We start from the raw sequence: 19,531 nt of genomic DNA on the forward strand, positions 1-19,531 counted from the left end.
GGGTTCTCCGCGGTCGCGGCCCTCGCCGCGTGGCGGGCGGTGGTCGGCGAATGATCCTGCACCGGGACCTCTGGTTCCTGGTCCCTTCGCCCAACGCGGGTGATCTACCCAAGGGCTCGTTCTTCGGTATCGCCATCCTGGCGAACCACTGAACGGCTAACAGAGCGACGTTGGTGTGCGCATCAGTATGTCCGACTGCGCGTTGCAACAACAGTGACTGCTCGCGCCGGTTCGCGTTCCCCCTCTGCGCCCGTGCTGCGTGCTCTGGCTGGGCTTTCTGCTCCTGGCGCAGTACCGCATCCGCGTCCTGGCGCAGGAGGGCGTGCCCCCGGCCCTCACGCCATGGCTCGCCACGGCGGTGGCTCTGTACGCGGTCGCCCGGGCGGTGTGCGCGGCGGCTCTGGTCGTATAGAGCCGGACCAGCCGGGCTAGAGGGCGCTCTCGTAGTCGGGGGCGGGTTCGGGCCAGTCCACCTTCACCACGATCTTGCCCCGCGTCCGCCCCTCCTGGTTCAGCCGCTGCGCTTCCGCCGCCCGCTCCAGCGGGAACGTCTGCGACACATGCACGGACACCACGCCCTCCTCGGCCAGCTCGGACAGCCGTGTCAGGTCGTCGGTGTCGGGGCGGACGAAGTAGTACAGGCCGCCGTAGCTGACCACCTCCGGGTCGGCGATGGAGACCAGGCGGCCCTCCGGCGTCAGCAGGTCCGCCGAGGTCTTCATGGTCTGGCCGCCGATCGTGTCCAACGCCGCGTCCACGCCCGCGGGCGCGAGCGTCTGGACCCGTTCGGCCAGCCCCTCGCCGTACGTCACCGGTTCGGCGCCGAGCGAGCGCACGTACTCGTGGTTGTACTCGCTCGCCGTACCGATGACCCGAGCGCCCAGGTGCGCGGCGAGCTGGACGGCGATCGAGCCGACCCCGCCCGCGGCCGCTTGCACGAGCACGGTCTCGCCCGCCTTGACCTCCATCACCTTGGTCAGCGCCTGGAAGGCGGCGAGCCCGGCGAGCGGCAGCCCGGCCGCCTCCTCGAAGGGGAGGTTGCGCGGCTTGCGGGCCAGTGTGCGCAAGGGAGCGGCCACGTACTCGGCGAAGGTGCCCCGGGAGAGGAAGTCCTCGCGCACGTAGCCGATGACCTCGTCGCCGATGGCGAACTCCGTGACCGAGGGGCCCGGCTGCACCACCACCCCGGAGACGTCCCAGCCCGTGACCACCGGGAAGACGGCGTCGAGGATGCTGTCGAGGTGGCCCTCGCGGCACTTCCAGTCGACGGGGTTCACCGCCGCGGCCCGCACTTTCACCAAAACCGTGTCGGGTCCGACCTTGGGATCGCGGACCTCGCCGTACTCCAGCACCTCCGGGCCGCCGTACCGGTTGTAGCTGATCGCCTTCATGGGTTCGACCCTCCGGAGTATGCGAACGCCACGCAAGCCAGATGACCCGATATGGGCTGCATGCGTGGCAGCCTTTCACCAGTCAACACCTCGTACCCTGAAGGTGAGCACCATGACCCCGCTTCACCAGGAACACGCCTCCCACGACACCCACACCCACGGACCGGGCTGCGGCCACACCGAGGTGCCCCACGGCGACCACGTCGACTACGCGCACGACGGCCACCTGCACCGCGAGCACTCGGGCCACTGGGACGAGTGCGAGGCCGGTGGACACACGACGCACGAGGGCCACGACCACCACCACGGCGAGGGCTGCGGCCACCAGCGCGTCCAGCACGGCGACCACGTCGACTACCTGCACGACGGCCACCGGCACGCCCAGCACGACGGCCACTGGGACGACCACTGACCCGCCGGCCCGCACGACCGGCCCGGGCTCACCGGGCCGGCGACCACCTTCCGACAGCTCCCCGTGGCACCGCGCGAGGAGCTGTCTGTGTGCGGCGGCCCCGATGGCGTTCCGTCGGTGCTCACGACATACCGACTGGTCGGTATTAGTGTCGGATAAGCGGATGTCCACGCCGTCCTCGACCCGTGACGATCACTGCCGGACGGCGGCCCCGGGCAGCCCCTGCCCAGTGCGGCGGCCGCGACCGCCGATAGGACAGCTCCGTATCCGGTCCGGCTCCAGTCGATCACGCTGCACTTCCGACTGCTGGACCTGGTGACCCCGCCTACCGCGAGGCCGGCTACGAGGGTGTGAGCGGCAGGTCGTCCGTGTAGGCGTTGACCGGTGGGGAGATCGGTCTGGTGCCGTGGACGTCGAGGGCGGCCTCGGCAGCGTTCGTGCCGAGCGCGCCGTTCGGATGCCAGGTGCCGGTCACCGCCAGCCAGGTGTTGGCGGGCGGGGCTTCGGTCCCGTACATCCGTACCTTCACGGACTGCGAGTCCGCCGCACAGCAGGTGAAGATGATCCGGGTCAGATACCAGCCGTCCCCCTGTTTGACCGGAGTGACGAAGCCGGTCATGAGGATGGTGCGGCCCTTGACGGCCAGTGCGCGGTCCCGGCGGACGCGGGCGGTGAAGTCCGTGAGGGTCATGGGAAGCGGTGAGGTCGCGGGCAGCGGAGCGAACTGCTTCTGCTCCTTGACCGCCTTGTCGTTCGAGCGTGCCGCGGTGTACGCGCCGAGGGCCGGCGGGGCGTAGAAGAGCAGGCTCAGCGCGGGCAGGAACAGCAGCCAGGCGATGCGCGGCGCGCCGGAGTGACCGTGCCCGTCGTCGGCATGTTCATCCCGTCCTCTGTCGAGCACCGCCCCCGCCAGGCCGAGCAGCACCAGCAGGAAGCCGGAGATGATCAGCAGCGGGCGCAGCCCCTCCTTGACGTACCGCAGGTAGAGGTCGGTGAGGACGGCGGAGTGCAGCAGGCCGGCGCCGGTCAGAACCAGGAGGGACACCTGTACGGGGCGTTTCACAGCAGCGCGCCTCCGATCAGTGCGCTGGCGGCGACCGCCACCGCGGTGGTCGCGGTGGAGAAGCGCCAGGCGAACTCACGCCCGAACGTCCCTGCCTGAAGCGCGATCAGCTTCAGGTCGACCATCGGCCCGACCACCATGAAGGCGAGCCGCGCGGTCGGCGGGAACCCGGTCAACGATGCCGCGACGAAGGCGTCGGCCTCCGAGCACACCGCCAGTACCACAGCCAGTCCGGCCAGGAAGAGGACCGACCAGCCGGGCGATCCGGTGAAGGTGTCGAGGACGGAGCGCGGCACGGTGACGTTGAAGGTGGCCGCCGCCATGGCACCGAGGACGAGGAAGCCCCCGGCGTGCAGGAGGTCGTGCTGGAAGCCGAGGCGGAACTCGGTCCACCGGCTGTGACCGTGCCGGTGGCCGGTGTGCCGGACGGTCGGCCGCAGCCATTTCTCCCGGCCCAGGCAGAGCCACAACCAGCCCATCACGGCGGCGGTCGCGAGCGAGGCGAGCAGTCGGGCCGCGACCATCGCGGGACTGCCGGGGAAGGCCACGGCGGTGGCGGTCAGTACCACCGGGTTGATCGCGGGTGCGGAGAGCAGAAAGGCGAAGGCGGCGGCCGGGGTGACACCTCGGCGGATCAGGCTGTTCGCGACCGGCACGGAGGCGCACTCGCAGCCGGGTAGCACGGCGCCTGCCACGCCGGCCACCGGAACCGCGAGCGTGGGTCGCTTCGGCAGCACTCGCGTGAACAGCTCGGCGGGTACGAACGCGTTGATTGCGCCGGACAGAACGGTGCCGAGGAGGAGAAAGGGAAGCGCCTGAACAGTGATGGCGAGGCACACAGTGCGCCAGGCTTGGACGGCGGGATGACTGAGCCACTGGGCGCCCCAAGCTGCCGGGCCCAGGACAGCCGCACTCACGACTGCCAGGCTTGCGGCCACCGTCGGCCATGAGATCCGGCGACGTCGAGGCGCAGGAACGGCTACTGCCGCCGCCTCTCGCCCTCCGACCGCATCAAGCATTTCATCCGCTTTTGGCATTTTTACTCCAAATATCGGATACGCGGCTGAAGATAGGCGAGCGGACCGTCCGGGAGCTCCGCCCACACGCCGTCATGACCAAATAATGGGATTTCGGACGAACCGCCCTCCTTGAGGGCTCCTGCCTCCGTCCGGACGGCACGGCTTCGGAGGCCACCGGCCGAACGGGCTCGGTAGGGCTCTACGTTCGTGGAAAGCCCCTGGCTTTCGACCACTCGGCACGGCTACCGTCAGCGTCCTCACGCTCACTGTTCTTGGGGGGACATCCGTGCACGTACGCAAGCCACAGCCCATGTCGGCAGTCGGTCCTGTGATTGTCGCGGTCCTGATGGCTTCCGGGTGTTCCGCAGGTCCACATGCGACACCGGACTCGGCGGGACCGCGGGCGACCGCATCGGACAAGGCCGTCGTGGCACCTCTGACGCGGGCGCAGTTGCGGGCGCTCACTTTCAAGGACGGCGAGGTCGCAGGGGTGCCCAAGGGCAGCCTTGCAGTGCTGGACCCCCAGCCGAAGGAGGAGCGGCGTTCTTTCCCGCCGGCGTCCGATCCCACCTGCCAGACCATGCGCGACATCCGCGACGGGGAGGGCGCGTCCACCGTCGTCCTGCAGGTCTTCAACTGGAAGGGCGACATCTGGGGCGGCGGCTCGATGCTTGCCGCTTATGAAGACGGGAAGGCCAAGCAGGCCTTTACTCAGCTGAAGCAGGCGCTTGACTCCTGCCGCTCATATGAGGGCACAGGTTGGGTTGGGAAGTTCAAGGCCACCCTGACGATGGAACAGGCACCGGACGTCGGGGACGAAGCCGTGCGGTTCCATGAGACCGTCCCCAGGCGCCCTGGGGGGCCGGGGGACCGCAACGCGCAATTCACCGTGGTGCGGGCTGGGAACACCATCGTGGCGTTCCAAAAGGTGAACGTCGGAGGCAGCGCAACCTTCCCCTCCGATCTGGTCAGCCGGCAGGTAGAACGGTTGCAGAACGCACAACGCCTCTGAAGACAGCACAAGAGAAGCACGGGGCCGGCGGTACGCAGTCCAGAGGCCCCACCTCGCCTACCCGGCGGCAGGCGTCTACGCCAGGACGGCGGGGAGGGCGTCCTCGGTCCAGTCCCCGCCGAACAGGGCGGGGCGACCAGGCGTACGTCGTCCCCGGGAAGCTGGCGGGCGCGCCGTGGCCCTGGCACCTGCTGGGTGCAGATGAGCCGGCCTCTCTCTGGTGGCCCCGGTCCTTCGGCGGACCCCGGTCGTAGCACCTCTGCGACCGCCCGGCCCGGCACCGTACGCCGTCGTCCGTAGCGCACCCGTGATCCGGCTCGGGCGCCGGGTAGTTCTGGGACACTGCTGCCGTGTCGGCGTTGCTTCCCGCTTTGACCGCAGTGTCCGGTGCGGCCCTCGGTGCCGTGACCACCTATATCGCCAACAGGTCCACCATGCGGCTCAACCTGGAGCACGAGTACGACCGCACGCTGCGCGACAAGCGGCTGGCGGCCCACCAGGCGCTCTTCCACCTCACCCGGCAGATCCCGCGGCACTGGCTGCTGATCCCGGTGCCCACGCGATCGGACCTGCTGCCGGTCCGCACCTCCTTCCGCAACTGGTACTTCGCCGAGGAGGCCCACGGGATGTTCCTGTCGCAGGGCTCCAAGCGGGCCTACCTCGCCCTGGAGGACGCCCTCGACAACGTGCTGTTCGTGAGGTCGCCGGACGGCCGCAGCAAGACGGCGGACCGGGCGGATACGCCCCTGACCGCGGACGAGCTGGACGACCTGCAGCGGCTGGCCAGCGAGCTGCGCCACCAGCTCGTCGCGGACATCGGCGGGTCCAATCCGCCGCGCACCCGCTCCACCCGCCCCGACCCCACCTTGCGGGGCAGGCCGGGCTCGTTCTAGACCGCCGGCCGCGCCGCCGGAACGGACCGCAGGAAGGCGACGAGTTCGGCGGCGACGCCCGGTGCCGCGGCGACGACCGCGGGCACGCCGCCGGCCAGCTCGATCTCCTCGGCGACGCCACCGGCCGCCGTGACCAGCGCGATGCCCGCCGCGTAGTCCCAGCGGCCGAGGTCCACGCCCACGTAGGCGTCGAGCGTGCCAGTGGCCACCGCCAGCTGGTCGCAGCAGGCGGAGCCGATCCGGCGGAAGTCGCGGGCGCGCGGCAGGAGGTGCTCCAGCAGCCGTAGCGACACCGGCCGCTTGGCAGGGTCGTGCGGGACGCCCACGGACACCACCGCCTCGGCCAGCGAGCCTGTGGACCGGCAGGCCAGCGGCAGCGTGCCCGTCGGGCCGTGCTCGCCGGTCGCGGCCCAGGCGCCGTCCGCCGGCCGCCAAATGACGGCCGCCAGCGGTACGCCGCAGCGGTACGCCGCGACGCTGACCGCGTAGTCGGGCCGCCCCAGTACGAAGTTGCCCGTGCCGTCCACCGGGTCCAGGATCCACTGCACGCCGCTGGTGCCGGGGTGGCTGCCCGACTCCTCCGCCAGGATCGCGTCGTCCGGGCGGTGCCCGCGTATCTCGGCGATCGCCGCTTCCTCCGCCGCCCGGTCCGCCGTTGTCACCAGGTCGTGCGGCCCCTGCTTGGCGGCGACCTCGACCCGCCCGCTGGCCACCACGTCCCGGACCGCCCGCGCCGCCAGCCCGGCGGCCCGTACGGCCACCGCGGTCAGCGGCCCCTGGCCCTCGCCCTCCTCACGCAGGTCGGGCAGGGTGAGCACACCCGGCACGCCGCCGGCGCGGCGGATCAGGGCGGCGACCTCCTCGTCCTCGCGGACGCCTGCGGCTTCCGCGGGGCGCAGGCCGGAGGCGTCCGGGCAGTGCGTGACCCGCACCACGTAGGCGTAGGCGGGCGCGGCCTCCGCTCCGGTTTGGACCAGGGCGGCGACCCGTCCCCCGATGCCGTACCTCGCCCGCAGGGCGGCCATCAACGCGGCCTCGCGGTCCACCGTGGGCAGGCCCCGCGGCACCGGCACGGTGGCGCCGGATTCGCCTCCACCCGCATCCTCGACCAGCAGGGCGCCGTCGGCGGTGACGAGCAGGAGGCGCGAGCTGGAGTCGCTCGTCATGGTTCCCCTTACCGTACGGGTGGGCCCGGGCCGGGCTGGAGCGGTCGGCCCGGTCATCGTAGGGCCGCTGGCCGCTCTCCGCTGTCGGTTGTGACGGGGTGGCGGTGGGCGGCTTCCGGCTCAGGCCCCGCGCGGATGGCGGGGCCTTCAGGGGGACGTGGAGATCGTCGCGCCCGCCAGGACCATGACGCCTCGCCAGTCCGACCCCCGCCGCGATCGCCCACCGCGTGCGCCCGCGTCCTACCGGCCCGCGGCAGCTGTCTCCGCCGGCCGGGTGTCCGGCTCGGCGTGCTGTTCCTTGAATCCCATGCCGAGCGGGCGGGCGAGTCCCAGGACGTCTTCGTCCACCCGCTGCAGATGGCGCAGTGCCACCTGAGTGAGTCGGTTTCGCTGCTGCTCCGTCTCAGGCGCCGCCCGCCTTCCGGATCCGAGGGCGTTAGGGGCTTGGGAGTCCTTCTCCGCGGTGGCGGTTCCCGCCTCGGCGTCGAGAGGCTCCCGGCAGCCACCCTTGGTCTGCAGGCAGTCGATGAGCGCGCCGATGTTGCGGTCTACGCGTCCTGCCGCCTCGGACAGCCGCCCATCGCTCACGATCCCCCGGCTGCCTGGCGCGGGCTGGGCCATGGCCGCGAGGTTGCGTGCGTGGTAGGCGGCCGTCTCCAGCAGTCCCAGGACGTAGCGGGTGAGCCGCCGGCGACGGCGCAGGGGGTTGATCGGATGGCGCAGCGGCAGTGTGGTGGTCCTCAGATCGGCCAGTGCGCTGTCCAAGGCCCGTGAACGGTGGAGCAGGTCGACGGGGCGACCGCCGCCGAGCTCGGCCACACCCTGGCCGGTCACCTCACGCAGTCGTGACAGCACTTCGCGGATCTGCTCCTCGGTGCGTTCCTGCGTCCGCACCGGCAACACCACCAGGCCCACCACGACCGCACAGGCGGCGCCCAGGGCGGACTCACCCAGCCGTATCACGAGCAGGTCCGGGGTGAAGCTGTGCAACAGCGTGTAAAGCAACCCGATCATGGCGGTGACGAAGAAGGACACCACCGCGTAGGAGATCGCGTAGAAAGTCCCGAACAGGCACAGCATGACCAGCGTGAACGCGACCCAGGGCTGGTTGCCGACCAGGCCGGCCAAGCCGATTCCGGCCAGGACGCCGAGCAGGGTGCCCACCAGGCGCCGGGACCCTTTGACCAGGATTTCTCCGGACGAGGAGGTGTTGACGAACACCACCCAGCAGGTGAAGACGGCCCAGTACCAGCGCTGCGGCGACAGCAGTTCGCCACCCACGATCGCGAGGGCCGAGGCGAGGGAAACCTGCACGGCGATGCGGGTGGTCGTGCGTTCCAGGCCGGCCGGTTCGCCCTCCTCCTCGGACTTCTCCCTCAGGGCGTCCTCGGCGTCGAGGACGGCGTCCTCGGTCTGCAGCTCCTCCCGGCAGCGCACGGTCTCGGGGCTGTCATCCGGACTCTCCTCGCTCTCGTCGGGCGCGGTCAGGGCCAGGCGCAGGCCGAGCAGGGCTCGGCTGACGTCGCCGATCGCCCGGAACACGTCCTGCACGGCGGGGGGCGCGTCGGGCAGCCGTGCGTCGTCGCGGTAGCTCAGGAGCCGGTCCCGCACGATCTTCAGGCCGACACCTTGGTCGCTGCCGGGAGGCCGCCCGGCGACCACTTTCAGCGCGTGCAGATCGGCGATGAGACGGTGGATGACCTGCTCGTCGGCCGTGCGCAGCGGTGCCGAGACGGCCGGTGGCACGCGGCCGGTGCGCTCGGTGATGTCGCTGGCGACGGGATTGACCCCCTGCAGGCCGAGCGCCCCTGTCAGCAGGACCGCCAGGTGTTCGGCGGCGACTTCCGCCTCGGCGATGCGCCGCTGGACATGGGCTGCCGTGCAGTGCTCCCGGATCGTGTCGTCCAAGTGGTCCTGGATCATCAGTGCTGCCTGATGCAGGGCAGCCGTGCGCCGCCGCAGACGGCGCACGGCCCGTTCGGCGCCGGGTGTTCCCGGCTTCTGCCGAGCCAGGTCGATGACTGCCTCGAGGTGCTGCACCAGTCGCGCGCGGAACGCCTCGAGCAGTCGTTGCAGGGTGCCCTGCGGCGACGTCGGGACGAGCCCGAACCTCACCACCGCGCTGCAGACCGCACCGATCACCAGCAGCAGGCACAGCCGAGGCAGCCACTGCGGGGGAGGCCTGACGAACTGGGTGATGAAGAACATCTGGAAGGCGATGACGCCCAACGCTTTGCACCGTTTGCTGAACCGTCGCGCGTAAGCGGCCGCGAAGATCACCAGGACGCAGACCACGTCGCTCGCCAATCGGTGGTGCACCAGGAGGGTTCCGAAAGCCAGCGCGGCCAGACCGGTCGGCAGTCCCAGAGCCAGCGTGATCGCCTGATCCCGCCGGTGCGGATCGGAGACGGCGAACGAGAAGACCTCCGCCGCCGTCGCACCGGTGATCAGGCGCGGGAGAGGGATGTGCAGGGCACGCATCACGGCGACGGACAGCAGCACGCTCAAGACGATGCGCAGCGCGTTCAGCAGCCGGATGAACCCGGGATCGGAGGCGATGACCCGGTCCCAGGCCGACCTCCAGACATCTTCGACCCGCCCGGCCGGCCCCAGAGTGCCTGCGGGTACTCGTTGCTGCGCGCTGTCCTGGTCCGTGGCTGGGCCTCCAGAAGCGTTCCGGCCCCCCGTAACGGCTTTCGTGCGGCCGCCGACCGGCGTGCGGGCGGACCACCCGGCGCGGCCGGGCACCCTCGACCAGACGGGTACCCGCATGCACCGCGATCACCGTGTTCCGCCGGCGGCTGCACCTCCCTCAAGACTGCCAGTCCTCGCCCGGTGTGCCAGCCGACGCGGCGTTGATCTTGCCGGTCGAAGGGTTCGGCGTCAGCCGTCGCCGTCGAGCGGTCACTCCAGGGCGTGCCGGACTTGCCGCGCCACGCCCTGCGCGGTCCACTGGCGTAGGGGGCTACGCCGGGAAGGGGGCGATCTTGCTGCCTCGATGGCCCAAGGGAACGAGCTCCTCCCAGAGCTTCCAGGCGCTGGTGCAGCCCTCGTGCAACGTTCGTCCAGGTAGGACTTGCACTCGTCGAGGACGGAGGTGCTGTTGTACTGCCACTGGCCGTGAAAGTGGTCTTCCGGCTCCGCCGCGTCGGCGAGGCTGATGACGGTGCGGTGGGTCACCTGGAGCAGACGCCCGATGGAACGGCGGCTGACCAGCTGGCGACGGACCACCTGCTGGCGGCATAGCTCCGGCACCAGGTAGGCCTCCAAAGGCCCGTCCTGCCGGTCGGCCCAGCGCCACCAGACATGCCGACCGGCACGCTCCCAGAGCGTCCGGCAGGCGTGCCGGCCATCGTCCTCCCGCAGCGCCATGGATTCACCGAACGACCAACCGACCCGCCGATACCAGGCACGGTGCGGCACTGAAACAGAACTGCGAACACTGAAGACCGAAAGCCGACCATCAACCACTGAAACTACGCAGTGCTCAATGAATCTGCGCAGCTCCGCAGCACTTCAGCGGCCTTCGCTGCAGCGGGTGACGCGCCACCGCCGGTCAAGGGACCGCGCCGGCCGCCGCGACGCCCGCGACGGCCCCGAAGCACTCCTTCACGCCGCCCTTCGCCGGGGTGAAGCAGGCTTGCAACGATGTACGGGGTTCCACCACGCTCATGAGGGTGTGGACGTAGGTGTCCGCTTCGGTGCGGTTGGTGACCCGGGCGCTGTGGCCCGGGCCGTTGGTGCCGCCCGCCCGGACCTCGACCCGGTCGTCCATGGCCGCACCCCACATCCGGGCCCAACTGGTCCCGCATGCGGGGCTGTAGCGGATCTGGATCCAGGCTCCCGTGGCGGTCTCGTGCTCGGCGAGCGTCTGCGGTTCGGCGCCGCAGCGCGTCGTGAGCGGATCCTTGTCCTGACAGGAGCCGTGCCGGCAGAGCGGGCCGGTGGTGGAGGAGGCCGGCGCGGGGGGCGGTTGGGCCTGCTCGCGGTGCGGTGGGAGGAGGTGGAGGAGGACGAGCGCGCCCAGGGCCAAGGCGAGCAGCGAGGCGAGAGCGGTGAGGAGGGTGGTGCGGTGGTGTGGGGACGGGGTGGGGTGGGTGACGGCGGTGTCGGCCGGGGCTGTGCCGCTCGGGGCGGCGGCCGGGACCGGACTCGGGGTCGGGGCTTCCTCCGGCGCGCCGGTGTGCTGTTGGACCGGTGCGACCGGTGGCCTGCCCACCGCAGGCTCCGTGTCGTGGGAAGCGCGGGACGTCCGGTCCGTTCGGGCGATGTCCAGGAGGGCCAACGGGTGGTCCGCGGGTTCGCCCGCGAGACGGCACAGCTCGACGACCGCGCTGCGCGGTGGCAGGCTTCCGCCGTTCAGATAACGCTGCCAGGACGACTTGCTGAAGGTGGTCGCGTCCGCGAGCTGTGCCAGGCTCAGGCCGGTGCCGTCCTTCAACTCCCGCAGCACGGCCGCCAGTCGGGCACCCGGTGGTGAGGGTGTGCTCCGCGTCATCCGCGCAGCGCCTTCCACGAGCGCGGCCCGACCATGCCGTCGGCGACCAGGCCCGCCCGCGCCTGGAACGTCTTGACCGCCCGCAGTGTCAACGGGCCGAACATGCCGTCTATGCCGCCAGGTGAGATGCCCGCCCGGCGCAGCAGGCACTGCGCCTCGGCGACGTCGGCGCCCGTGGCGCCGTAACCGATCTCCAGGTCGCGGCCGTGGTTGATGCCGGCCGACCACCGGCCGTCGACGCGCGTGATGTGACAGGCGTAGGCGGGCGGCGCGGAGACCGCGGCGCTGGAGGGCGCGGCGGCGACGTGCGCGGGAGCGGCGTCGCCGTCGAGGCGCAGCACGAGCAGCAACGCGGCCCCGAGAGCCACGACCAGGGCGGCCAGGCCCGCTGTGAGGGCCAGGTGCGGGAAGCGGGCGGGGCCGGCGGGACGAGACGCCGTGGGCCTGCCCGGTGATTCCCGCTCCTCTCCCCTTGTCTCCTCCGCTTCGTCAACGTCCGCTGGTTCGCCTGCTCCGTCTACCGCGTCCTGCTCCACGGGCCGCGTTTCCGCCGCGGGCCGGGTACGGCGGCTGTCCCAGGAGCCGGCGGCTATCTCCCGCAGCGCGAGCAGGGGGGCCGGGTCGGCGCCCGTGATCCGGGTCAGGGCCTCCACCGCCTCTCGGGGCGGCAGGGACGTACCGCCGAGGTAGCGCTCCCACGACTTGGCGCTGTAGCCGGTCTTGGCCGCGAGGTGCCGCAGGGTCAGCTCGTCTCGGTCCTTCAGCCGGCGTAAGCGGGTCACCAACTGCCTGGCATGAGGGTCCAGTTCGGCGGGCAGCGCCTTGGAGCGCGGCATGTTTCCCCCAGAGCGGTCACGAGCGTGGTCGGCGGCCCCCCTTCCGCTGCTGCGCATTCTGCACGAACCCGCCACATCTGTCACAGCGGGCCCACACGCCGTCCCGTCATGCCGTCCCACTGCAGCATGTTCCTGCAGGTCAGGAGGAGGGTCGTCCCGTTCGGTCGTCATCGGTCCCGCAGCTGTGGCCCTCGGGCCCACGCACCCTGCACCTTTGGTCTCGCCGCCGCTCCCGTCGGGCAGGAGAGACGGGAGCGGCGCGCACACCCCACAACCGAAAGAGGAACGCATGCGACCGAACGCTCTGGGCAGGACCATCGCCGGCCTCGTGGCCGTTGCCGGGCTCGCCGCCGGCAGTGTGGCGACCGCGGGCACCAGCTTCGCGGCGACCGTGCCCACCGCGCAGACGGCGACGGCAGCGCAGGCCACCGCCCTGGCCGCGACGCAGAACTTCGGCCTGACCACGGCCGAGGCCAAGAACGTCCAGGAGTTCCTCGCGGACTACTGGGGCTACACGGGCTCCATCGACGGGCAGTTGGGCACCAACAGCTGGAAGGCCTTCCAGCGCTGCCTCGCGAAGTACTGGGGCTACACCGGTGACATCGACGGGGACCCCGGCCCCAACACCATCAAAGCCCTGCAGCGTCTGCTGAAGGCCGACTACGGCTACACCGGTGACATCGACGGCATCGCCGGCTCGGCCACCCGGGCGGCGTTCAAGCGCTTCGCCGCCTGAGCCAGTCGTCGAGAGTACGACCGCGGCCCGTCCTTGATCCGCAAGGACGGGCCGCGGCGCTCTTCCCCCCTCGCCCGCAACCGAAGGAGAACCTCGCCGCCATGGGAAGACTCGCGCCCCTCGTCCGCGCCGGAGACGGCACCCCACCCCGCCGGGCCACGCGCCGTGCCGCAGCCGGCTGGCGGATCCGCGTCGGGACGACCTTCGCCGCCACCGCGGCCATGGTCTCAGCCGGCCTCGTACTCGGCGCGCATCCCGCGGCCGCGGCTCCGGCGCCGGTCAAGCTGACCTCCGCGTCCTGCCCCGTTGAAATCGTGCAGGGCCAGACGAGCGGCTGCGTCACCGAGTTGCAGAACCTGCTCAACGCGCACGGCGCCGGTCTGACGGTGGACGGGCAGTTCGGAGCGGCCACGCTGTACGCCGTCCGTGAGTACCAGGCCGCCACCGCCATCGCCGTGGACGGCCGGGTGGGTCCCGCGACGAAGAGCAAGCTGTACGCGACCGGCGGCTCGGCGCCCGCCCCCGTCAACCTGAACTCCTCCTCCTGCCCGGCGAACATCGTCCAGGGCGCCAAGGGGGGTTGCGTCACCGAGCTCCAGCGGCTGCTCCTCCACCACGGCTACACGGTCGACGTGGACGGTGACTTCGGCGCCGGCACGGCGAGCGCCGTCCGCGCCTTCCAGTCCGCCCACGGGCTCACGGCCGACGGCCAGGTCGGCACGAACACCAAGCGGGCGCTGTACGACACCGACGAGTCGCCGTCCACGGGCCTGGACCTGCGGTCGGCGTCCTGCCCGCAGAACATCGTGGAAGGGCAGAGCGGCGGGTGTGTCGCCACGCTGCAGTCCCTGCTGAACGGCAAGGGCCAGAGCGTCGACGTCGACGGCAGCTTCGGCCCGCAGACCCTGACGGCCGTGAAGGCGTTCCAGTCCGCGAGCGGCCTGTCCGCCGACGGTCAGGTCGGACCGAACACCAAGGCCGCCCTGTACGCGAACATCGGCGGGGGCGGCGGCAACGGCGCCCCGGCGCCGGTAAACCTCACCTCCGCCTCCTGCCCGAACGAGATCGTGCAGGGCCAGCGCAGCGGTTGTGTCACGGAGTTGCAGAGCCTGCTCAACCACCACGGTGCCGATCTCGCCGTCGACGGTGACTTCGGTCCGCTCACCGACAGCGCCGTCCGGGACTTCCAGGCCGAGAAGGGCCTCGCGGTCGACGGCCACGTGGGACCGAACACGAAGGCCGCCCTGTACGGCGCGGTCACCCCGCCGTCGTCGCCTGCCCCGGGCGGCGGCTACGCCAAGATCCTCGACGTGGCCGAGGCCGAGGTCGGCACGGCCGAGGGCAGCGCCCGCGCGAACAGCTACGGGGCGTCCGTGGGCCTGTCGCTGTCCACGAGCAACTACGCCTGGTGCGCGACGTTCGTGAGCTGGGTGGCCAAGCAGACGGGCGCCAGCTCCTACCGGAACTCCTACGTCTCGGGCTGGGTCAAGCAGGCCCGGGCCGGCAACTACCACCTGTCGGTGACCACCAACCCCCAGCCCGGTGACATCGTGGCCTTCGACTGGGACGGCGGGAGCGACTTCACCGGCGGCAACGAGCACGTAGGCATCGTCCGCACGGTCTCCGGCGGCCCGTCCTTCACCACCGTCGAGGGCAACACCAGCAACCCCAACGGCGGCGGCGACGGCGTCTACGTCAAGACCCGTTCCACGAACAGTGGTTACGACGTGGTCTTCATCCGGGTCCGCTGAACGACCCCGTCACGGGTCAGGCCAGGAGTGCGGCGACGGCGTCCGGGCGCACAGCGGCGGCGGCCTGCTGTGGGACTTCGGCAAGACCCTTCGAGCAGGGCGGTGGCCAACTGCTACGCACCTGCTGCCCGGCCGCCACCCGGGCAGCACTGCGAAGAGGAGAAACAGTCCGGCGCAACGAACCTCAGCCGGGCATCGAGCGTCTACAGGTGCGTGGGTGCGCACTGACCTCGCGCACCGAGTCGTATTCGAGGGGAACCGAACACGTCATGAAGACCAAAATGATTACCGTGGCCCTTGCGGCGATCGTCGCCGGCGGCACCGCCGTCGCCGCCGTCCCGGCCTCGGCCGCCACCGTCAAGGCCGCGCCGACGCGTTGCCACACCACCGACCTGAAGGCCGGTTTCGCCACCGGGGACGACGCAAAGCCGGAGATGGGGCGGACCGGGAAGCAGACGCAGGCGTTCATCTGGTTCACCAACAAGAGCAACCGGACCTGCACCCTGTCCGGCTTCGCCGGTGTCGACATGGTCGGCGCCCAGAGGACCGACGGCACCTGGTCCCTGGTGCGCTCCTCCAAGAGGCCCACGAAGATCACCCTGGGGCGGGGGGACACGACGGACTTCAGCATCAGCCTGCTCCCCGTTGCCAGGTCCACGCCGCAGAAGGAGAAGTTCGTCCCCGCGACGTTCCTGGTCACCCCGCCGAACGAGACGAGGCACTTCACCCTGAAGTGGCCGTTCGGCGGCCAGATCCTGAAGCAGGACGGCGCCACCCACCCGGGCACCTACCTCAACCCGGTCGGACAGTAGTCCCCCGCACCGGATCCGCGCGGCCTCGGCGTAGCGCAAGTACCGCTGTTCGGCGAGGACCCTGGCTCGCCATGAGCCCTACGCCGTGGTCGAACCCGTGGTCGGGTCGACCACGCCGTGGGCTCTTGGTGCGGTCGAGGTAGCAGCGCAGCCATACGCCTGGTTCGCCAGGAGGCCTGGAGCTCACCGATCCGCATGCCGCTCCCTCTCGCCCACCTGCCCCGGCCGCGGGCTTGACCCTGACGTCGATGCGAAAGTCTGGCGTGGCGGTCATGAGGGCGACTGAACCGAGCAGGCAGCGAACCCACCGGTCAGGTCCGGAACACCGCGCTGGTCACCGGGGCCGGCGCAGCGCTGAGGCGGAGATGCCGTCCAGGTGCCGTCGATGGGGGCCCTCCGCCGGGCGCGGACCGGATCGGCCGGTGTCAGCGGCGCGATTCGGTCCGCGACAAGGCGGGCGTCAGAGCCGTGTCAGGGTCAGCCGGATCCCGGTGGGCGCGGTGTCCTGGATGTAGGAGGCGAAGTCGGCGACGTCGTCGAAGGCGAAGCCGTAGGCCTTGCCGTCCTGCGTCGCCGCGTGGATGGCTTTCGCGTAGTGGTTGGTGAGGTCGGTCCGGTAGAAGGCCGAGGCGTCGGTGACGGGCTGGTCGGGGTTGCTGAGGAGGGTGGAGCGGTTGAAGCCGGCGCCCAGGACGGCGGCGACAGGACCGGTGGTGCCGTCGTTCGGCGCGGCGAGGTTGCCGTCGCAGAAGAGCACGTCACGGGTGGACGGCTTGCCGAAGGCGACCGGGGCCGGACCGTCGAACGTGAACCTGTCGGCGCGCACCCGGCCCGTGAAGGTGCCCGCGTTGGTGGTGACCTTGAGGTCCTTGCCGGTGTAGGTGCTCCACACCTGGTCGATGTACGGGGCGAAGTAGTCCTTGGCGAACAGGCCCGCGTCCAGGCCGTGTCCGGGAGCGATGACGCGCAGGTCGTCGACGACGAGCGGGGCGAACTCCGCGACCTGCTTGACCGCGCTGAACACCGAAGCCCGTCCGCCGTCGCGCAGGGTGCCCGTGGTCTGGTCCTTGGCTCCGGTCAGCCGGATGCTCATCGGCACGCTGAACATGTCGACCATGGTCGTGTTGCAGAACATGCCCGCGGCGTTGTGGGTGAACTCGGCGCAGTCGTGCAGTACGCGGTAGTTGGGGTCGGAGGTCACCCAGCCGGCGGGGTACTGCAGTGCCGGGTTTCCGTTGCCGTCCTTGACGACCTTGAACTTCAGCTTCTGCCCGAGCGACACGTATATGCGGCCGGACATATAGGGGAGCTTGAGGGTGGCCTCTCCGCTCGCGGGCAGGGCGAGGGCGTAGTCGGTGAAGCCGTCCGCGCCGTTGTCGGACAGGGCTATCGGGGCCAGGGTGCCGTCAGGGGTGACCCGTACCTGCTTCCCGTCCTGGGTGCCGACGATGTAGACGTGCACCGAGGCGTTGTCGAACGAGCCGCTGTCGTTGACGATCGTCAGCGGCAGCGCGCCCGCCACGGCGGCCTTCGTGCCGTTGTCCGCCGGACCGGCGAGGGCGTAGGGGCCGAGGGCCGCGACGGCGGGGGCGGCCACCGCCGCTCCGCCCAGGGCGAAGAACAGCTTGCGGCGGGTGAGACTGCGCTGGTGACGTGCTGCCATGTGCCGTGCCTTTCGTTGGTACATGTGCCTCTACGAGGCGAGTGTGGGGGTGGGTAGGGGTTGGTGGGGTGGGTCGTCCGCCCTGCGCGTCAGCCCACGGTCCACTTCTGGTCGGCGGTGCCGCGGCAGGTCCAGATCTGCAGCCGAGTGCCGTCGGCGGCCGAACCGCCCGTGGTGTCCAGGCACTTGTCCGCCCCGACGTTGGTCAGGTCGTGGGCGGCGGTGTAGGTCCACTGCTGGGCCTTGCTGCCGTTGCAGGTGTAGAGCTGGACGGGGGTGCCGTCCCCGGTGGCACCGCCGCGCACGTCGAGGCACTTGCCCAGCGCGCGGACGGTGCCGTCACTGCCCAGCGTCCACTTCTGGGCGTCGGCACCGGTGCAGTCGTGCAGTTGGATCGGCGTCGCGTCCGCGGTGGAGGCGCCGGCGACGTCGACGCACATACCGCCGATGCCCTTGATGGCACCGCTCTTGCCCGTCGACGGGGTCGAGCCGCCCGTGTCGGAGGTCGAGACGCGGACGTAGTCGATGGTCATCGTCTGCGGGAAGGAGGTGGCCGAGTCGGGGCTGCCGGGCCAGTCGCCGCCGACGGCGAGGTTCAGGATGAGGAAGAACGGGTGGTCGTAGACCCACTTCTTGCCGCCGAGGTCGGCCGGCGTGCGGGTCTCGTAGACGTGGCCGTCCACCGACCAGGTGATCGCCGTCGGGCTCCAGTCGACGGCGAAGACGTGGAAGTCGTCGGCGAACGCCTTGCCGTCGGGCAGGGTGTAGGCGGCGCCGAGGCCGCCGGAGCCGGAATAGCCGGGGCCGTGGATGGTGCCGTGGACCACGCCGGGCTCGTATCCGACGTTCTCCATGATGTCGATCTCGCCGCTGTTGGGCCAGCCCGCGCTCCCGAGGTCGTTGCCGAGCATCCAGAAGGCCGGCCAGACACCCTGGCCGCGCGGGATCTTGATGCGGGACTCGAAGTGGCCGTACGCCTGGCTGAAGGTGCGGGCCGTGTTGAGCCGGGCCGACGAGTACTGGCACGTGCCGTTCCAGCACTGCAGTCCGGAGTCGGTGTTCTTGCGCGCCGTGATCACCAGGTGGCCTTCGCCGTCCAGGGCGGCGTTCCGGTTGCCCGGTGTGTAGTACTGCAGCTCGTGGTTGCCGTTGCCCGAACCACCGGTCTCGAGCGTCCACTTGGCGGGGTCGGGGGCGCTTCCGGCGCTGCCGTCGAAGTCCTCGGACCAGGTCACCGCGGTGGGTGCGGCGCTGGCCCGGTTCGCGCCGGAACCGGTCGTTGTGATGAGGACGGCGGTGACGAGAGCGGCGGCGACCAGTGAGACCAGTCCGCCGAGCGTCCACCGCCGAGCGCGATGAGCTGCCATGGCTGGGATGACACCTTGTCTTGTGGGGGATCCAGGTGGTTCTGCCCGTACGGCGGGCCGCGGACGAGGAGGAAGAGCGTTCGGCCAGAGAGCGCTCTCTCGATTGCGGTGGGCCGCGGGTGGACCCCGATGGTACGCACGACGGTCACCTCGGCCAACTTGTCCCCAGCGCGCTCAACACCGTTTGAACTGCGGTTACTTGAAAAGTGATTCGAGAGTCAAGGCCGCTTAAGGAGTGTTTAAGCCTCCCTTAAAGGAAGCGGCTCCGTGCTGGACGCCCATCGGAATGGCCAATTCCGGCGATGTGGCCGCATTCGCGCACAAGGGCCGCACTCGAACCCGCGTATGACATCGCCATTCGGATTCGGACAGAAGACACCGCACTCCGCGTGACCTCGGCGGGCTCGCCCCGTCCGAGAGCCGTGACGGGCTGATGGACGGTGGTCATCGGTGGATCGGCGGTCCGGGCGACGGCCAGGTCGTCGAAGCCCACGACAGCGCCGTCGGGGGGACCGGTCGGCCGGCCTCCCGCAAGGTGCGCAGCGCTCCCGCTCCCATGTTGTCGTTGGCGGCGAACACCCCGTCAAGGTCCGGCGGTCCGCCAGGAGTGCGGCCACGGCGGCCGCTCCGCTCGGCTCGGTGAAGGCCCCCTCCCGCAGCAGGAACAGATCGAGGCCGACCGCGAGCATGGGGCCCCGGTACCCGCGCCCTGACCCGCCAGCCGGGCTGCATGCCCTCGCCAGACCGGCACTTGAGCACACCGGTCACATGCAGAACCACTCGGGCCCGGTAAGCGTCCGCCCACGCCACCACGACCCGTCACATCCCGTACCGGCGCGATCGAGTCTTCCTCACCAACGCTGTCAGCAATATTGGTCTATACCTTGACCGGTGCGCATCAAGCCGTCGAGT

17 protein-coding genes and 1 pseudogene are annotated in these 19,531 nt (G+C 70.7%); 7 read left to right on the forward strand and 11 right to left on the reverse strand.

Translation table 11 applies throughout. The annotated features are described in order from the left end of the window. Positions 1–259: 259 nt before the first annotated feature. Positions 260–412: a hypothetical protein gene (locus tag ACFQ9Z_RS17950; protein WP_383018003.1), complete on the forward strand. Its 153-nt coding sequence runs from the start codon at positions 260–262 to the stop codon at positions 410–412. A 16-nt stretch (positions 413–428) separates the two neighbouring features. Here the strand turns inward: ACFQ9Z_RS17950 and ACFQ9Z_RS17955 are convergent, their stop codons facing one another. Next, positions 429–1,391: an NADP-dependent oxidoreductase gene (locus ACFQ9Z_RS17955; RefSeq protein WP_383018006.1), complete on the reverse strand. Its 963-nt coding sequence runs from the start codon at positions 1,389–1,391 to the stop codon at positions 429–431. Between the two features lie 112 nt (positions 1,392–1,503). Between ACFQ9Z_RS17955 and ACFQ9Z_RS17960 the strand changes: the two genes are divergently transcribed. Continuing rightward, entirely contained in the window at positions 1,504–1,803 is a 300-nt protein-coding gene (locus ACFQ9Z_RS17960; protein WP_383018009.1) for a hypothetical protein, read from the forward strand. A 340-nt stretch (positions 1,804–2,143) separates the two neighbouring features. Here the strand turns inward: ACFQ9Z_RS17960 and ACFQ9Z_RS17965 are convergent, their stop codons facing one another. After that, positions 2,144–2,866, reverse strand: a complete 723-nt coding sequence (locus tag ACFQ9Z_RS17965; RefSeq protein WP_383018012.1) for a TIGR03943 family putative permease subunit — start codon at positions 2,864–2,866, stop codon at positions 2,144–2,146. Next, positions 2,863–3,885 carry a permease gene (locus ACFQ9Z_RS17970; protein WP_383018459.1) on the reverse strand — a complete coding sequence of 341 codons (1,023 nt, stop codon included), beginning with the start codon at positions 3,883–3,885 and terminating at the stop codon, positions 2,863–2,865. The genes ACFQ9Z_RS17965 and ACFQ9Z_RS17970 overlap by 4 nt, the downstream gene beginning before the upstream one ends. A 427-nt stretch (positions 3,886–4,312) precedes the next feature. On the opposite strand from ACFQ9Z_RS17970, the gene ACFQ9Z_RS17975 reads away from it, so the two are divergent. Together ACFQ9Z_RS17975 and ACFQ9Z_RS17980 are read left to right on the forward strand one after the other, a co-directional pair. Further along, the gene (locus ACFQ9Z_RS17975; RefSeq protein ID WP_383018015.1) at positions 4,313–4,897 is read left to right on the forward strand and encodes a hypothetical protein; all 585 of its coding nucleotides are present in this window, start codon (positions 4,313–4,315) and stop codon (positions 4,895–4,897) included. A gap of 404 nt (positions 4,898–5,301) precedes the next feature. Next, positions 5,302–5,790, forward strand: a complete 489-nt coding sequence (locus tag ACFQ9Z_RS17980; RefSeq protein ID WP_383018018.1) for a hypothetical protein — start codon at positions 5,302–5,304, stop codon at positions 5,788–5,790. Here ACFQ9Z_RS17980 and ACFQ9Z_RS17985 read toward each other — a convergent pair. From ACFQ9Z_RS17985 to ACFQ9Z_RS18005, 5 genes are all read right to left on the reverse strand, one after another. Beyond that, a complete protein-coding gene (locus ACFQ9Z_RS17985) occupies positions 5,787–6,956 on the reverse strand; it encodes an inositol monophosphatase family protein (RefSeq protein ID WP_383018021.1) in 1,170 nt (389 codons plus the stop codon). The genes ACFQ9Z_RS17980 and ACFQ9Z_RS17985 overlap by 4 nt on opposite strands. Before the next feature lie 240 nt (positions 6,957–7,196). After that, complete coding sequence (locus tag ACFQ9Z_RS17990; RefSeq protein WP_383018024.1) at positions 7,197–9,458, reverse strand: FUSC family protein; 2,262 nt, start codon at positions 9,456–9,458, stop codon at positions 7,197–7,199. Positions 9,459–9,860: 402 nt separating this feature from the next. After that, entirely contained in the window at positions 9,861–10,328 is a 468-nt protein-coding gene (locus ACFQ9Z_RS17995) for a hypothetical protein (RefSeq protein WP_383018027.1), read from the reverse strand. 184 nt (positions 10,329–10,512) lie between these two features. Continuing rightward, the gene (locus tag ACFQ9Z_RS18000) at positions 10,513–11,454 is read right to left on the reverse strand and encodes a DUF2690 domain-containing protein (RefSeq protein ID WP_383018030.1); all 942 of its coding nucleotides are present in this window, start codon (positions 11,452–11,454) and stop codon (positions 10,513–10,515) included. Then, positions 11,451–12,290: a peptidoglycan-binding protein gene (locus ACFQ9Z_RS18005; protein ID WP_383018033.1), complete on the reverse strand. Its 840-nt coding sequence runs from the start codon at positions 12,288–12,290 to the stop codon at positions 11,451–11,453. Before ACFQ9Z_RS18005 ends, ACFQ9Z_RS18000 begins: the two co-directional genes overlap by 4 nt. Positions 12,291–12,579: 289 nt before the next feature. Between ACFQ9Z_RS18005 and ACFQ9Z_RS18010 the strand changes: the two genes are divergently transcribed. The 3 genes from ACFQ9Z_RS18010 (at position 12,580) to ACFQ9Z_RS18020 (ending at position 15,589) form a co-directional block, all read left to right on the forward strand. After that, positions 12,580–13,026 (forward strand): peptidoglycan-binding protein, encoded by a 447-nt coding sequence (locus tag ACFQ9Z_RS18010; protein ID WP_383018036.1) that lies wholly within the window; start codon positions 12,580–12,582, stop codon positions 13,024–13,026. Between the two features lie 101 nt (positions 13,027–13,127). Next, positions 13,128–14,777 (forward strand): peptidoglycan-binding protein, encoded by a 1,650-nt coding sequence (locus ACFQ9Z_RS18015; RefSeq protein WP_383018039.1) that lies wholly within the window; start codon positions 13,128–13,130, stop codon positions 14,775–14,777. Positions 14,778–15,046: 269 nt separating this feature from the next. After that, entirely contained in the window at positions 15,047–15,589 is a 543-nt protein-coding gene (locus ACFQ9Z_RS18020; RefSeq protein ID WP_383018042.1) for a DUF4232 domain-containing protein, read from the forward strand. 460 nt (positions 15,590–16,049) lie between these two features. On the opposite strand, the gene ACFQ9Z_RS18025 is transcribed toward ACFQ9Z_RS18020, so the two are convergent. The 3 genes and pseudogenes from ACFQ9Z_RS18025 to ACFQ9Z_RS18035 all read right to left on the reverse strand — a co-directional run. Beyond that, entirely contained in the window at positions 16,050–17,252 is a 1,203-nt protein-coding gene (locus ACFQ9Z_RS18025; RefSeq protein ID WP_383018045.1) for a glycoside hydrolase family 64 protein, read from the reverse strand. 89 nt (positions 17,253–17,341) lie between these two features. Beyond that, positions 17,342–18,619 carry a family 16 glycosylhydrolase gene (locus ACFQ9Z_RS18030; RefSeq protein ID WP_383018048.1) on the reverse strand — a complete coding sequence of 426 codons (1,278 nt, stop codon included), beginning with the start codon at positions 18,617–18,619 and terminating at the stop codon, positions 17,342–17,344. A gap of 250 nt (positions 18,620–18,869) precedes the next feature. Beyond that, positions 18,870–19,326: pseudogene (locus tag ACFQ9Z_RS18035) on the reverse strand (substrate-binding domain-containing protein); the annotation flags it as partial. Positions 19,327–19,531 lie beyond the last annotated feature (205 nt).

Origin of the sequence: Streptomyces sp. NPDC056580 (assembly GCF_042793175.1) — a bacterium.
Lineage (GTDB): Bacteria > Actinomycetota > Actinomycetes > Streptomycetales > Streptomycetaceae > Streptomyces.